This is a genomic window from Sorangium sp. So ce1504, assembly GCF_051521635.1.
Classification (GTDB): domain Bacteria; phylum Myxococcota_A; class Polyangia; order Polyangiales; family Polyangiaceae; genus Sorangium; species Sorangium cellulosum_B.
The window spans coordinates 8,816,102-8,830,564 of the sequence record NZ_CP150365.1 but is presented as its reverse complement, the minus strand read 5'-3'; the positions used below and the strand labels follow the sequence as shown (position 1 = coordinate 8,830,564).

The following is a 14,463-nucleotide window of genomic DNA, read 5'->3' as shown; positions in this document are numbered from 1 at the left end:
GGCGGTGCCTCGCGGAGACCATGACATCGCCTGTTCTGCTCGGGGGGATCGACTTCTTCCACCTCATGAACGATCGCGCCATGCGATCGCGCGGCCAGGCGGGCAACCACTGCCTGTTCGTGATCGAGCTCGACGGTCGCCTCGATCTGGCGCGGCTCGCGGTGCGGCTCGAGCGCGCGACCCGGGCGCTCCCCGAGCTCCGGTTCCGGCTGGACAACAGCGTGCTCGGGCGGGCGGGGCGGCCCCGCTGGGTCGTCGATCACCACCGGCGCGCCCCCGGGCTGCGCCTCCACGAGGTGGCGGGCGAGCGCGAGCGCGCGGCGCGCCTCGAGGCGCTGCTCGCGGACCGGACCTCCGCGGAGCGGCCGTGGGCGCTCGACGTCGTGCGCGAGGTGGGCGACGGCGATACGGTCGTGCTCCGCCACCACCATGCGCTGACGGATGGCAGGGGCGCGGATCGGCTCGCCGCCTGGCTGGGCTCCGGGAGCGGCGACGCGCCCGACGATCCGCCGCCGCCGCAGGAGCGGCACGACGCGCCGGAGCGCCTGCTGGCTGCCATGGACCGCGACGAGCGGGTCGCGCTGGCGCGCGCGTACAAGGCCCACGTGCTGTCGCTCGGCCGCGCGCCCATCCTGTCGCTCGCGCGCGCCTGTCCTGGGGTGCGGCCCTCGGCCTCCCGCGTCCTCCGGCTCACGCTCTCGGCGGAGGAGACCCGCGCCTTCGATCTCCGGGTGCGCCAGCGCGCGCGGCTCGCCGAGACGAGCCTCATGCTGATCGCGGCGACGCGGCTCGCCGACCGGGCGCTCGCGGGCCGCGGCTTCGCCCCGCCGCACCACGTGATCCCGCTGCCCCTCTCGCTCGACCCCAAGGGGGGGGCGCGGCGGCTCTTCGGCAATCACCTCACGATGGCCCTGCTCTCGCTCGGCCGCGACGAGCTCCACGACGACGCGCGCGCGGTGGCCCGCCTCGCCGAGCAGCAGCGCGCCGTGGTGCGCGACAGGCTCGATCTCGCCATGATCGCCGCGCTCGATCTGGCCCGCTGGCTCCCCGGCCCGATCTACCGCTGGCTGGGGGACCAGCCCTTCCAGGGTGAGCTCGCCTCGCTGATCGTCTCGAACCCCGGCGCGGTGACGGTGGAGCGGTTCGCGGGGCTCGCGGTGCGCTCGGCGTACCCGCTGCCCGCGGTCGTCGCGCCGCCCGGCTTCCAGGTGATCTTCAGCCGCTTCGGCGGTCGCCTCTCGGCGTCGATCATCCACGGCGACGGGCTGCTCCGCCCGGACGAGGCGGAGGCGATGCCGGGCGCGCTCCGCGCCGAGCTGCTCGGAGAGCCCGCGCCGCCGGGCGGGGGCGCGGTATAAGGGCTCTCGTCATGCGCACGTTCGATATCGTCATCATCGGCAGCGGCATCGCCGGCGGCTTCCTCGCGCGGCAGCTCCGCCTCGCGTGCCCCGACCTCGGGGTCCTCGTGCTCGAGGCCGCCGAGGTGATGGAGGATTACAAGGTCGGCGAGAGCACGGTGGAGGTCGCGGCGAACTACATGGTTCGCCGGCTGAACCTCGGCACGTACCTCTACCAGCACCAGCTGCCCAAGAACGGGCTCCGCTTCTTCTTCGACTCGCCGGACAAGGATCTCCCGCTGCCCCGGATGAGCGAGATCGGCTCCGACCACATGCCGTTCCACCCGAGCTTCCAGCTCGAGCGTGCGCGGCTGGAGCGCGATCTCGTGACCATGAACCGCGCCGCGGGCGCCGAGGTCGAGCTCGGCGCCAAGGTGGTCGACGTCGCGATCGACGGGCGCGGGCGGCACACGGTCGTCTACGAGCAGGGCGGCGAGCGGCGCGAGGTCGCCTGCCGCTGGGTGTGCGACGCCTCCGGGCGGCGGCACGTGCTCTTCCGCAAGCTCGGCGTGAAGGTGCACAAGGAGGCGCGGCTCAACACGGCGGCCGCGTGGGGGCGCTACCGCGGCGTCGCGGGGCTCGATGCGGTCACCGACGCGGCGTGGCGGTCGCGCGCGCGGTACACGTCGCGCCACCTGTCGACGAACCACTTCATGTACGACGGGTACTGGATCTGGTTCATCCCGCTCGCCGGCGACCTGGAGGGGACCGCGAACGCGGATCCCCGACCCGCGTTGATGAGCGTGGGCGTCGTGTTCGACAAGGATCGGATCGGCGCGGGGAACGCGCCTGCCGGGGCGCTGCCCGGGCCGCGCACGCGCGCGGAGTTCGAGCGCTTCCTGGGCGCCCACCGCGCCGCGCGCGAGCTGCTCGAGGGGGCGGAGCTCGAGGATTTCCAGAGCTATGCCCACCTGCCGTACCACGCGGAGCAGTACTTCTCGACCGACCGCTACGCCGTCACAGGCGAGGCCGGCGCGTTCACCGATCCCTTCTACAGCCCCGGATCCGATTTCATCGCGACCGCGAACGAGTTCATCACGCAGATGATCCTCTCCGACGTCCGCGGCGACCGCGCCGGGTTCGAGGAGAAGGTCGCGGCCTACGACGCGTACTACCGGTTCAAGTACGACAGCACGCTCCGGCTCTATGAGCGCATGTATCCGGTGTTCGGCAGCTTCGAGCTCTATCGGCTGAAGTATCTCCTCGACTTCAACAACTACTACAACCTCGTCGTCTGGCCGTTCATGGCCGACCGGGTGACGGACGTGGGTTGGATCCGGGAGGAGCTCAGGTTCACCGATCTCGTGCTGCGCGCCCTCTCGACGATGGGCGAGCACTTCGCGTCGCTGGCGAGCGACCTGCGCGCGCGGGGGGAGTACTTCGCGCAGAACGAGGGGCGCTTCGCCAACGGGCTGAACGGCGTCGCGCAGCTGGAGACGCGGCTCGGACCGGCCATCGACGAGCGGTTCCGGCGGGAGCAGGTCGACCGGGCGTACGGGAGCGTGTTCGCGGCGCTCGTCGAGAGGCGGCTCGGCGAGCAGGGCCTCTCCGACCGCGCTCGCCTCGTCTCGGAGCTCCCTCTCCCGCAGGTGCTCGTGTTCCGGGACATCACGCCTGAGCGGCTGGCGCGCCTCCTCCAGCGCATCGGCGAGCGGATGACGAAGGAGCTCCGAGACGAGCTCCCGGACGCAGGTATCGAGCGGATCGAGCTCGGGGCGAGCGGCGTGGTCTCCGTGACAGGGCCCGCCGAGGGGACCAAGGCGCATGCGGACGCCCTGTCCCGGGCGCGGGCGCTCTGGGACGCCTCGGCGGGATCGCTCGCTCACATCGCCCTCTGAGCCCGCTTTCGCGGGCTCCGAGACCGCGGTCGTCGCCGCCGTCGGCGAGCGCCTCGCGGCTGCCTCGACGGGCTGCCCGCGGTTTCTCCTGTACGCGCGCCCGTTCCGCAGTATCACAGCGGCCGATGCGGTGGAGAGCAGCAGGTGGGCGTCTCGGTCAGTGGGCGATCTCTGTGGCGCTGTCGATGGGCGCTGTCGGCGCTTGCGTCGGCGCGGTCGCCGAGGGCGGCGCGCCGCCGCGGCAGGAGCCGCCGGAGCAGGGGTGGATCACGGCGGCGGCGCCCGACGGGGGCGGCGCTCCGCGCTGTCCGCACGGCGCGCTGGAGGATCCGCACCGTGGCTTCGTGCGCTGCCTCGAGCCGGGCGAGGCGGATGCCGGCTGGCTCCCGCCGTCGCCGCAGCCCGAGCCGCCCCCTCCCGACGGCGGCACCCCCCCGCCTGACGGCGGTGTTCCCGGCGACGCCGGCCCCCTCGACGGCGGCGTGCCTGACGCATCGATCGTGTCGGCCCCGCTCCCTCTCGTGGAGATCAAGGAGCCCGAGTTCATGAACGGCGACGTCCCGAACGTGGCCAAGCGGCTCGAAAAGGTCGCCCCCGACCTTGCGAAGTGTGTTGCCGACCATGGCGGCCTCTCTGGCGTGTCGGGCAGCATCAAGGTCCAGTTCCTCGTCCGGGTGCGCGGCCGCGCCGAGGGTGTCGAGATCCTCGACTCTCGGGGCATCACCTCCGACGCGCAGCGCTGCATCCGTCAGTTCCTCAAGAACAAGCCCATCGGCACGCCCAGCGCCGACCCCGTAGGCGTCACCGTCTCCCTCTCCCTCCGCGCCCCGAAATAACGACCCCCTTACAAATCCCCGAGACGAAGCGTCCTGCGTGACCGCCGCTGGGACCACAAACCCCAGCGTCCGCCCCCGCCTCTTCCAAAAACCTCCTTACAAAGAGCCAGGGCGGGCGGGGGTGGTGCGCGAGCGGGCGGCGGGGGTGGGCCCCACGAACCCGAGGGCCGGCCCGCCCCGCAGCGCCCCCTCTCTGATCGAGTCCCCCGTCCAGCGCGGCACCAGCCCCCCAAAAGGCCCGAGTTCGTGGGGGGACCCCCGCCGCCCGCTCGCGCACCACCCCCGCCCGCCCTGGCTCCGTCGCCGCCCGTCCTGGCTCCGTCGCCCCTTGGGTTGACGCAGCCCCCACGGACTCTATCCTGCCGCGCCGCTGTGCCCGACCCGATGCTCACCCGCGAGATCGCCCGTCGAAAGACGTTCGCGATCATCTCCCACCCCGACGCTGGCAAAACCACCCTAACCGAGAAGCTCCTGCTTTACGGAGGCGCCATCCAGCTCGCCGGCGCCGTGAAGGCCAAGAAGGCGCGCGCCCACGCCGTCAGCGACTGGATGGAGATGGAGCGCGAGCGCGGCATCTCCATCTCCACCAGCGTTCTCCAGTTCCCGTACAAGGGCCGGCTCCTGAGCCTGGTCGACACCCCTGGCCACGCCGACTTCAGCGAGGACACCTACCGCGCGCTGATGGCGACCGACGCCGCCATCATGATCCTCGACTGCGCGAAGGGCGTCGAGACGCAGACGAAGAAGCTCTTCCGCGTCTGCAAGCTCCGGCAGATGCCCATCTTCACCTTCGTCAACAAGCTCGACCGCCCCGGGCGCGACCCGTTCGAGCTGATCGGCGAGGTCGAGGAGGTCCTCGGCATCGGCGTCTACCCGGTCACCTGGCCCATCTCGGCGGGCGGCAAGTTCCGCGGCGTCTATCACCGCGAGCGCAAGCAGGTCTTCCTCTTCGAGCTCGTCGCGCACGGCGCCGAGATCGCCCCGATGGAGGTCGTGTCGCTCGACGCGCCCGAGCTCGTCGAGGCGCTCGACGAGGAGGGCGCCCGTCAGCTGCGCGAGGACATCGAGCTCATCGACGCCGCCGGCGACGCGCTCGATCGCGACAAGCTCGCCCGCGGCGAGGTCACGCCCATGTTCTTCGGCAGCGCCATCACCAACTTCGGCCTGCCGCAGTTCTTGGACGCGTTCATCGAGCTCATGCCCCCGCCCGCGCCGCGGGGCAGCGACAAGGGCCCCATCGCCCCGGACGACGACCGCTTCACCGCGTTCGTCTTCAAGATCCAGGCGAACATGGACCGGGCCCACCGCGACAGGATCGCGTTCCTCCGCGTCTGCTCCGGCCGCTACGAGCGCGGGATGAAGGTGCACCACGTGCGCCTTGGCCGCGACATCCGGCTCACCAACCCGGTGCAGTTCATGGCCCAGGAGCGCACGCTCGTGGAGGACGGCTTCGCGGGCGACATCATCGGCGTCTTCGACCCGGGGCTCTTCCTCATCGGCGACTCGCTCTGCAGCGGCTCGCCCGTGAAGTACGCCGCGCTGCCGCAGTTCCCGCCGGAGCAGTTCGCCCGCGTCGTCATGATCGATCCCATGAAGCGCAAGCAGCTCAAGAAGGGGCTCGAGCAGCTCGCGCAGGAGGGCTCGGTCCAGCTCTTCCGGCCGCCCGAGGGGCGGGAGGGCGAGGCGATCCTGGGGGTCGTGGGCGAGCTCCAGTTCGACGTCGTGAAGCACCGCCTCGCGGCCGAGTACGGCGTCGACGCCCGGATCGAGCGGCTCTCGTTCAGCCTGGCCCGCTGGGTCGAGGGCGAGCCGGTGCCCCTCGCCGAGCTCGAGTCGAACCTCTACGGCTACGGCGCACTCGACGTGCACGGGAACCCGGTCGTGCTCTTCAAGGGCGACTGGCAGCTCGATGCCTGCCAGAAGGCGTTCCCCAAGGCGCGCTTCGTCGAGCTCGGCGGCTCGATCTCCCCGGTGTGACCTTCCGCCGCGCGCGGCCCTCCCGCCGCGCGCGGCTCGCCGCTATTCCGAAAGCAGCGCCGGGAGGTGCCGCACGGACGGCGAGCCGTGGCTGAGCAGGCGGTCGTGGTAGGCGCGCTCGGTGAAGCCCGGCTTGCGCTCGTGCTCGGCGCGCAGGCGCATCATCTCGGTGAAGCCGTGGAAGTACGTGGTGAGCTGCGCGCTCGTGAGCCGGGCGCGCCGCCACTTGCCGACGGCCTCGCCTTCCTCCTGGAAGGCGTCCTTCGTCATGAGCGAGAGCGCCTCCTCCTCGCCCATCGCGCCCGCGTGCACCCCGTGGTCGAGGAGGGCGTTCACCGACATGCGCAGCACCATCTTCTGGCGCTGCATCCTCACCTTCGGGCCGCCGAAGCCGTGGTGCGCCATCAGCCACTCGGTGTAGACCGCCCACCCCTCGACGAACGGGCCGCTCGAGAAGACCGCGCGGAGCTTCGAGGGGAACTTGTTGTTGTGCATGAGCTGCAGGAAGTGGCCCGGCATCGCCTCGTGGACGGTGAGGTCGGCGAGCATGCTCGAGTTGTACTCGCGGTAGAACGAGTCCACGCGCGCCTTCGGCCAGTCCTTCGGCGTCGGCGCGATCGCGAAGAACGTCTCTTGCTTCGCCTCGAGCGGGCCGGACGCGTCGCAGTAGGCGATCGCGACGCCGCGGCGGTACTCGGGCATCTCGATCACCCGGCAGGGCTCCTCCGGGATGCGCACGAGGTCGCGCTTGCGGACGAAGTCGGTCGCCTCCGCGAGGAGCTCCTCGGACGCCTTCACGATGGTCGCGTTCGTCGGGTGATCGGCCGCGAGCGCGTCGAGCACCTTCCTGATCGCGGCCATCTTCTCGTCCTGCGCCTCGACCCTCGGGAAAGGCTGCTTCCCGAAGAGCGCCGGCCAGAGCTCCCTCGAGGTCTCGAGCATCTCGGCGTGCGTCGCCGCGAGCAGGGCGCGGGCGCTCGCGACCACGCCGTCGACGTCGATGGTCGCGTCGTCCAGCGTGAACCGGAGCTTCTTCTCGAAGCGCGCGCGGCCCAGCCGGAAGTCGCCGTGGCTCCTCGGGAGCAGGTCCTTCTCGAGGAACGCCTGGAAGCCCTCGAGCGCCGCCGCCGCCGCCCTCGCGGCCGCGTCGAGCTCGGCCTGCTGCGCCGGGGCCGACGCGAACAGCGCCGGGAGCTCGGACTTGCAGAGCGCGATGAGCCCCTTGTTCTGCGCGATCGCCGTCTCGGTGTGGACGCGCGGCGGCGCCGCCGTGAGGCGCTGCTCCGCGGCACGCACGAGCGCAGGGATGCCCGAGAGGCGACCGCCGAGGCTCCGCAGGCGCTCCTCGAGCGGCGCGAAGCTCCTCGTGATCAGGGGATCGAGCCCGTCGCCGACGAGGCCCGTGTACACCATCGGGTTCCACGTCGCCTCGCGGAGCTCGTCGATCGCGAACAGCCAGGAGCGCAGCTGGTTCTCGATCATCGCCGCGTCGACGCGGCTCTGGACGCCGAGGCGCGCCGCGGGGAGCGCCCCGAGCTCGGCCAGCGCCGCCTCGATCGTGCGCCGGCGCGCGGCCTCGCCCTGCGCGGTGACGTCCGGCCACACGGCGTCGTACCGGTGGTCCCCTGCCTCGGTGGCGCGGACCGGTTCGTCGCGCAGGTACTCCTCGAGCACGCGCGCCGACAAGGCCGCGAGCGCCTGCTCGGCGCCGGCCTCCGCGCCCGCCGCGCCGGATCGAGCGTCGGCCGGGCTCACCACAGCCGCCTTCGTGACGGGTTGCGCGGGCGGCGCGGCGCGCTCGGCCGGCCCGCACGCGCAGAGCAGCGCGGCGAGCAGGGAGAGGTGGCCGCGGAGCGATCTGCGGGAGAAAGAGAGCTCATGGGAGAGATCATGGTGTCGCACCTGCGCCTCCTAGCGCCAGCTCGCCGGGAAGGGAACGTGCCGAGCGGTGGCATCGGCCTCAGTGCGCGCTGCCGAGCGAGGCCTTCGCGAGGCGGGAGATGCCGTCCACGTCGCCGTGCACCGCGTCGAGCAGCGGGCCGAGCGCGAGGCGGAGCGGCTTCGAGTTCGGGTGCCGGAGGATGCGCGCCACGCTCTCGGCCGCCAGCTCGTTCAGATCCCGCTCCGCGTAGCGATCGATATGGGCGCTCGACAGCGCGAGGCCCGGGAAGGCGGTGCGGCAGAGCGCGTCGATCAGCTCCCCCGCGACGCCCGCCGCGATGTTCGCGGCGCCCAGCGCGGCCCGGGCCTTCTGCGCGCTGATCGCGCACGACTCCGTGCGCAGCTGGCTGATCACGGGCGAGCCGAGCACCGTGTGCCAGCGGGAGAGCTCGGCGGCTCGGCTCGCCTCGAACTCACCCGGCGGCGCCTCGGAGACGGGCAGCAGCGCGGCCAGCTGATCTGCGGCGCCAGGATCGATCGCGATGCGGCGCACGATGATCAGATCGTGCGCCCGCAGGCATCCGAGGAGCAGCCGCGTGGACGCGTCGCGAAGGAGCGGCGCGAGCGCGGCCGCGATCACGGTGGGGGGCGAGCCGATGAGCCCCGGGCTCGACGCCCGCGCGGCGCCCGCTCCGGCGGCGCGGGGGCGTTGCGCGCCGGAGCTCGGCGGCGAGCGCACGCTGATGGGCGGCGGGATGCTCGACGGCGTGCTGCGACCGACGGTCGGCGGCGCGCCGGGAGCCTGCGCCAGGGCGCGGCTGCTGGCCGGCGGCACGCCGGTGGTCCGGCTCACGCCGCCCGGCGAGGGCTTGTTCGATGGCGTGCGCGCGCCCGCGATCCGCGTGGGATCCTGGACGGACAGCGTCGGTTCGCCGCGCCGCGACTGCGTGGTGCGCTCGGTCACGACGTGCAGCGCCGCGAGCTCGATCGCGCGGAGCCCCGGGAGGCCGCGCGGCGCGCGGGCCGCGATGGCCGCGGCGAGCTCCGCCTCCTTGCCGAGGAGCGCCTCGTGCTCTGCGGTCTCGCGCAGCAGGTCGCCGGCGATCTGCGCGCACCGCTCCGCGGCCCTGTCCGCGGCGCTCCGCGTCTGCGGCTCCTTGAAATAGAGCGTTAACTTTCCCCGCAGGGTCTCCCGATGCGTGCCCGCCGTGACAACCTGCGACGCGCTCTCGACGTTGGCAGGTTCACGCCCCCCGAAAGGCCAGAATCCCATGAGCCCATTGTCGCGCGATCCTGGGCCCGGGCGCGAGCGCTTCGAGCGCTCGCGCCCTCACGCCCGCTCAATGGCGAGGCGGAACGGAGACATAGCGATTGCCGCGTTCGTAGAACCGCCACGGCTTCTTCGCCCACGCACCTGCATAGTCGACGTTGATGCGAGGCGACCTGCCGATGGGCCCAGCAGCGCCGGGCAGCAGCGAGAGCTGCGCTCCGCAGACATCCATCCCGTACGCGGAGCGGTCGAGCCCCAGCGCCTTGCACAGCTTCCCCGGCCCGTTGGTGAGCTCGATCCGCCCAGGCGCGACGCCCCGCCGGCGGCTCATGAGCGGGAGGCCGATCATCGGCTCGATGGCGCGGATGAGGACAGCGTGCGGCTCTCCCTCCGAGGCCACGACGAGGTTGAACGCCCAGTGCATGCCGTAGAGCTGGAACACATACGCATAGCCCGCCGGGCCAAACATGACCTCCGTCCGCACGGTCCGTCGCCCGCCCGCGCTGTGCGCGGCGAGGTCTTCCGGGCCGCGGTACGCCTCGGTCTCGACGATGCGTCCGGCGGCGGTGCCCTCGGGCGTCGTGTGGACGAGCACCTTGCCGATGCACGCCCGCGCGACGACGAGCGCGGGGCGAGCGTAGAAGTCACGCGACAGCGGCGCCGCTCCTTCGAGGAGCGCGGCGCCTTCGCTGGGCGCGCGGGGCTCGGGGGCGGGACGCACGGCGGGCTCCGCGCTCACCCCGCGGGGGGGCGCGCCGCCCGGAAGCGCTTGTCGATGAACGAGAGCACGTCGTCGCGGTGCTTCCTGGCCTGGAACTCGTGGTGGAAGACCGCCGCGATCTCCAGGGCGGGCGTGACGACGTAGGTGATCCGCCGGGCGAGGCCGATGAGCGGCCAGAGGACGCCGTAGGCGCGGCACACGCTGCGATCGCGGTCGGCGATCATCGGGTAAGGGACCTTCTGCGCCTCGGCGAACCGGCACTGCGTCCTGTGGTCGTCGGTGCTGACGCCGACGATGCTGGCGCCCGCGAGCGCGATCTCGGCGTGGTTGTCGCGGAAGAGCTGGGCCTCGACGGTGCAGTCGGGCGTGAAGGCCTTCGGGAAGAAGTACACGACCGTGCAGAGCCCACCCTGCGCCGACAGCACGAAGCGCTGGCCGTCGATGGCCAGCGTGTCGATCTCCGGCGCGCGCTCGCCGACCTTCAGCATGCGGACGCAATCTGCCGCAAGTCGTCCCCGGCGTCGACCGTGGCCACGCGCCGCGGCGTCCCGGCGGGGCCGTCAGCGACCGTCGGGTGTCGTCAGGGAGCGCCGGCCCTCGTCGACCGCCTTCAACCGTCGTCAACCGTCGTCAACCGTCGTCAACCGTCGTCAACCGTCGATTCCGAGCCGCTTCAGCCTGTAATAGAGGGTCGTGCGCTGCATGCCGAACTGCCGGGCGACCTCCGCCTTGTTCCCTCCGCAGCGTTCCAGGGCGGCGAGGAGCTCCCGCCGCTCGATGTCGTCGAGCTGGGAGCTCAGGTCGAGCCTTGGCCGCGCGCACGCCGGCGCGGCGGGCTCTCTTCCGGCCGGGTCCGCCTCCGGCTCCGCCGGCGCGGCGGCCCTCGGCGCGCGCGCGGGCGGTTCGGCCGGCTGCGCGCGCGCCGTGAACGCGAGGTGCTCGGGCAGGATCACGTCGCCGCGCGACAGGATGGCGGCGCGCTCGACCACGTTCTCCAGCTCCCGCGTGTTCCCCGGCCACGAGTACGCCGCGAGCTTCGCGAGCGCCTCCTCCGACAGCGCGGTGGCCGCGCGGGCGTTGCGCCGCGCGACCTTGCGCAGGAAGTGCTCGGCGAGCGCGCGGATGTCCTCGCGCCGCTCCCGGAGCGGGGGCAGCCTGAGCGGGAACACCGAGAGCCGGGAGACGAGCTCGGGCAGCACGCCCGCGCGCGCCCAGGCCTCGTCGATGCCGGGCGTGAGCGACAGCACGACGCGCACGTCGACGCGCGTGGTCTCCGTCGACCCGAGCCGCTCGACCTCGCCGTCGGTGAGCACGCGGAGCAGCCTCGCCTGGAGCGAGGGCGTGAGCGGCGCCGGCTCGTCGAGGTAGATCGTCCCCCGGTGGGCGAGCTCGAGCCGGCCTGCGCGCTCGGCGAACGCGCCGTCGAAGGCGCCTCGCCGCCAGCCGAACAGCTCGCGCTCGAGCGTGTCGCCCCGGAACGCGGCGCAGGTCACCTTGACGAACGGCTGCTCTTCCCGCGGGGAGCCCACGTGGATCGCCCGGGCGACGACCTCCTTCTCCGCCCCTTCCTCGCCCTCGATCAGCACGTGCGTCGCCGCCTTCGCCACCTCGCCGATCCGGGCGGCGACCTCGCGCATGGCCTCGCTCTCGCCGGCGATCTCGCCGAAATCGATCGGGTCCCGCTGCTCGCGCTCGAGGTAGCCCGCGTACTGCGCGAGCTGCTCGCGCAGCCGCCGGTTCTCCCGCACGGTGGCGACCCCGGCGATCGCCTGCCGGAGGATGACGGCGAGCTCCCTCGAGTTCCAGGGCTTCTGGACGTACCGGTCGACCGCGCCCGAGTTGACCGCGTCGATGAGCACCGTCATGTCCGCGTAGGCGGTGAGCAGCACGCCCGCCGCGTCAGGCCGCCGCTCCTTCGCCTGCTTGAGGAACTCGATACCGCTCATCCCCGGCATTCGCTGGTCCGCCACGATCACCGCAGGATCGAGGCGATCGAGGAGCGAGAGGGCCTCGGCGCCGCCCAGCGCATAATGGATCTTGAACGACTTCCTGAAGGCGAACCGGAACGCGTCGAGGTTGTCCTGCTCGTCGTCGACGACGAGGACGTCGAAGCTGTTCCAGTCCAGATCGCGCATCGGGTCGCCCTGCCTCCCAGAGTTACTACAGCTCGGCACGATCGCGACAGTGGAGGTGGCGCGCTCGGCGGCCTTCGCCGCCCTCTCGCCGCGCGCCGGAGCGCCGCCGCGCATGCTGCCATTCCGCCGCGTCGCGCCGCCCAGCCGCGCGTCTGCCTTCGGCGCTCCCGCGCTTCCGCGCCTTCCGCGCCTTCCGCGCTGAGCAGGGGGGCGGCGCTCGGGCGCGTGCGCGTCCGCCTGCGCCCAGGCGGAGGCGAGCGCTCTTCCGACCGCGACGCCGGCGAGGTCGGGCGGATCGATTTCTCCGCCGGCCCGGAAATACGCGGTAAGCTCCGCCCCCGCCCGCGAAGAGGGCGGGCTGGGCGAGCCCCACACGGAGGAAGCCGGATCATGCTCGAGGACGTCATCAAGGAGCTGCGCGAAGGGATCGAGAAGGCCATCGAAGCTCTCCGGCGAGACCTGGCGAAGGTGCGCACCGGGCGCGCGAACGCGGCCATGCTCGACGGCATCCGCGTCGACTACTACGGCGTGCCGACGCCGATCGTGCAGATGGCCACGGTGTCCGTGCCGGAGCCGCGGCTCATCAGCGTCAAGCCCTGGGAGAAGAACCAGGTGAAAGCGATCGAGAAGGCGATCCGGGAGAGCGATCTAGGCCTGAATCCCCAGGTGGACGCGGATCTCATCCGACTCCCGATCCCGCCGCTGACGGAGGAGCGGCGCAGGGAGATGGTGAAGCTGACGAAGAAGAACGGAGAGGACGCTAAAGTCGCCATCCGGAAGCACCGCCGGGACGCGAACGAGATGATCGACTCGCTCGAGAAGGACGGCGACGTCAGCGGCGACGAGGCCGATCGGGCCAAGAAGAAGGTCGACGACGTGGTGGCCGAGGGGACGAAGCAGGTCGACACGGTGATCGCCGGCAAGGAAAAGGACATCCTGGACGTGTGAGCGGGCCCTCGGCCGGGCGGGCGTCGGCGACCGAGCTTGGTCGACGGGAGCGCCGTGCGGCCGCCCCTCCCCGCGGCCCGCGATGGGGCCGGGCCCTTCGAAGAGGGCGGCGCGGCGGCGTGCGATGCGCGACATCGCCTGCCGCGCAGCGCCCCAGCGTGTCGTGACGCCGCGCGCGCCGAGCCCGGCCCGGCCAGGCGACGCTTCATCCTTGTTGTCCTGCCCGCGCGCGACCCGCGGCTGCCGCCCGCGCCGACGCTTGCGTCCGAGCGCCACGGGGCGAGGCGTGCCCGGGACCAGCCCAGCTCACAATGAACCGTCCCGTGAAGCGAAGAAGTGAAAAAGAGGCTTGCGGTCCCCCCGGTCGGAGTCGGTAGGATCAGGAAGGTCGGCGGTTGGGCGTGCGAAGGCTCTGAAGACGCCCATTACGGTGCGAGAGGCCCTGCTTGACAGGTTTTCGCTAGCGTGAAATGGTTGGTGTTCGAAGCCGAAGGCCCGGAGCCGTCTCAAGGATTCCCGAGGTTATGCGAGCGATCGCTTCAGGAATGACGGACGTTGGTCTCCAACGCGACCACAACGAGGACAGCTACGCCGTCCTGTCGGAGTACGATCTGTTCATCGTCGCGGACGGCATGGGGGGCCACCGCGCGGGGGACGTAGCCAGCAAGCTGGCGACCGAGTCGATCGCGGACTTCTTCCGGTCCACGTCGCGGGAGGACGCCACCTGGCCATTCCACTTCGACACCAGCCTGTCGGAGGAGGAGAACCGGCTCCAGGCGGGCATCCGGGTCGCGAACCGCCAGATCTTCGAGCGCAGCATCCGGTCGCGCGACTGCGCCGGGATGGGCACGACGGTCGTGGGGGCGCTCTTCTCGAAGAAGAAGAACCGGATCTACGTCGGCCACGTCGGCGACAGCCGCGCGTACCGCGTCCGCAAGGGATCGATCAGCCAGCTGACACGCGATCACTCGCTGTTCAACGACTACATCATGGCGATGCCCGAGCTCACCGAGGAGCAGCGGGCCGAGCTTCCGCGCAACGTGATCACCCGCGCGCTCGGGATGCACGACAGCGTCTCCGTGGATCTGATCAGCGATGAGCCGCAGCCCGGCGATGTCTACCTGCTCTGCTCCGACGGCCTGAGCGGGATGCTCTCGGACGACCAGATCCTCCACATCGTGAGCTCGACCGAGGAGGTCCCGGAGATGTGCCGCCGCCTCATCGCCAAGGCGAACGAGAACGGCGGAGAGGACAACATCACGGCGCTCGTGATCCGGATCGACGAGCAGGACGACGCCGAGCTCCCGAACAGCGCGACGATCGGTCCGCCCGCCGACTCGCAGCAGGTCAGCATGGGCGATCGGTCGACGGTCCCGGCGGTGTCGGCCTCGCGCTCCGAGAAGAGCTGACGCGCGGGAAGGGCGGACGTGCGGGGCGCCCCCAGCGCGCCCGCCTGTCAG

At 72.0% G+C, this 14,463-nt stretch carries 11 protein-coding genes; 6 read left to right on the top strand and 5 right to left on the bottom strand.

The window, feature by feature from the left end; translation table 11 throughout:
* Positions 1-20: 20 nt before the first annotated feature.
* The 4 genes from WMF39_RS33240 (at position 21) to WMF39_RS33225 (ending at position 6,048) form a co-directional block, all read left to right on the top strand.
* Positions 21-1,358 carry a wax ester/triacylglycerol synthase domain-containing protein gene (locus WMF39_RS33240; RefSeq protein ID WP_437740491.1) on the top strand — a complete coding sequence of 446 codons (1,338 nt, stop codon included), beginning with the start codon at positions 21-23 and terminating at the stop codon, positions 1,356-1,358.
* Between the two features lie 11 nt (positions 1,359-1,369).
* A complete protein-coding gene (locus tag WMF39_RS33235) occupies positions 1,370-3,235 on the top strand; it encodes an NAD(P)/FAD-dependent oxidoreductase (protein ID WP_437740490.1) in 1,866 nt (621 codons plus the stop codon).
* A 185-nt stretch (positions 3,236-3,420) separates the two neighbouring features.
* Complete coding sequence (locus tag WMF39_RS33230) at positions 3,421-4,071, top strand: hypothetical protein (RefSeq protein ID WP_437740489.1); 651 nt, start codon at positions 3,421-3,423, stop codon at positions 4,069-4,071.
* Between the two features lie 384 nt (positions 4,072-4,455).
* Positions 4,456-6,048 carry a peptide chain release factor 3 gene (locus WMF39_RS33225; RefSeq protein WP_437740488.1) on the top strand — a complete coding sequence of 531 codons (1,593 nt, stop codon included), beginning with the start codon at positions 4,456-4,458 and terminating at the stop codon, positions 6,046-6,048.
* A gap of 42 nt (positions 6,049-6,090) precedes the next feature.
* Here the strand turns inward: WMF39_RS33225 and WMF39_RS33220 are convergent, their stop codons facing one another.
* The 5 genes from WMF39_RS33220 to WMF39_RS33200 all read right to left on the bottom strand — a co-directional run bounded on the left by WMF39_RS33220 (position 6,091) and on the right by WMF39_RS33200 (position 12,169).
* Positions 6,091-7,950: a DUF885 domain-containing protein gene (locus WMF39_RS33220; RefSeq protein WP_437740487.1), complete on the bottom strand. Its 1,860-nt coding sequence runs from the start codon at positions 7,948-7,950 to the stop codon at positions 6,091-6,093.
* Positions 7,951-8,008: 58 nt separating this feature from the next.
* The gene (locus WMF39_RS33215; protein ID WP_437740486.1) at positions 8,009-9,202 is read right to left on the bottom strand and encodes a hypothetical protein; all 1,194 of its coding nucleotides are present in this window, start codon (positions 9,200-9,202) and stop codon (positions 8,009-8,011) included.
* A 67-nt stretch (positions 9,203-9,269) separates the two neighbouring features.
* Positions 9,270-9,920, bottom strand: a complete 651-nt coding sequence (locus WMF39_RS33210; protein WP_437740485.1) for a DNA-3-methyladenine glycosylase — start codon at positions 9,918-9,920, stop codon at positions 9,270-9,272.
* Between the two features lie 14 nt (positions 9,921-9,934).
* On the bottom strand, positions 9,935-10,408 hold the full coding sequence (locus WMF39_RS33205) for a peroxiredoxin (protein ID WP_437543356.1): 474 nt from the start codon (positions 10,406-10,408) through the stop codon (positions 9,935-9,937).
* A gap of 162 nt (positions 10,409-10,570) precedes the next feature.
* Entirely contained in the window at positions 10,571-12,169 is a 1,599-nt protein-coding gene (locus WMF39_RS33200) for a sigma-54-dependent transcriptional regulator (RefSeq protein WP_437740484.1), read from the bottom strand.
* A gap of 276 nt (positions 12,170-12,445) precedes the next feature.
* On the opposite strand from WMF39_RS33200, the gene frr reads away from it, so the two are divergent.
* Positions 12,446-13,003, top strand: a complete 558-nt coding sequence (gene frr, locus WMF39_RS33195) for a ribosome recycling factor (RefSeq protein WP_437543352.1) — start codon at positions 12,446-12,448, stop codon at positions 13,001-13,003.
* A 545-nt stretch (positions 13,004-13,548) separates the two neighbouring features.
* Positions 13,549-14,412, top strand: a complete 864-nt coding sequence (locus WMF39_RS33190; RefSeq protein WP_275935412.1) for a Stp1/IreP family PP2C-type Ser/Thr phosphatase — start codon at positions 13,549-13,551, stop codon at positions 14,410-14,412.
* The last annotated feature ends 51 nt before the right edge of the window (positions 14,413-14,463 follow it).

What these genes read in the sequence shown, in the direction of transcription:
- WMF39_RS33240 (WP_437740491.1), top strand. Translation starts at nt 21, where the DNA reads ATGACATCGCCTGTTCTGCTCGGGGGGATCGACTTCTTCCACCTCATG.
- WMF39_RS33200 (WP_437740484.1), bottom strand. Translation starts at nt 12,169, where the DNA reads ATGCGCGGCGGCGCTCCGGCGCGCGGCGAGAGGGCGGCGAAGGCCGCC.
- WMF39_RS33235 (WP_437740490.1), top strand. Translation starts at nt 1,370, where the DNA reads ATGCGCACGTTCGATATCGTCATCATCGGCAGCGGCATCGCCGGCGGC.
- frr (WP_437543352.1), top strand. Translation starts at nt 12,446, where the DNA reads ATGCTCGAGGACGTCATCAAGGAGCTGCGCGAAGGGATCGAGAAGGCC.
- WMF39_RS33230 (WP_437740489.1), top strand. Translation starts at nt 3,421, where the DNA reads ATGGGCGCTGTCGGCGCTTGCGTCGGCGCGGTCGCCGAGGGCGGCGCG.
- WMF39_RS33225 (WP_437740488.1), top strand. Translation starts at nt 4,456, where the DNA reads ATGCTCACCCGCGAGATCGCCCGTCGAAAGACGTTCGCGATCATCTCC.
- WMF39_RS33205 (WP_437543356.1), bottom strand. Translation starts at nt 10,408, where the DNA reads ATGCTGAAGGTCGGCGAGCGCGCGCCGGAGATCGACACGCTGGCCATC.
- WMF39_RS33215 (WP_437740486.1), bottom strand. Translation starts at nt 9,202, where the DNA reads ATGGGATTCTGGCCTTTCGGGGGGCGTGAACCTGCCAACGTCGAGAGC.
- WMF39_RS33190 (WP_275935412.1), top strand. Translation starts at nt 13,549, where the DNA reads ATGACGGACGTTGGTCTCCAACGCGACCACAACGAGGACAGCTACGCC.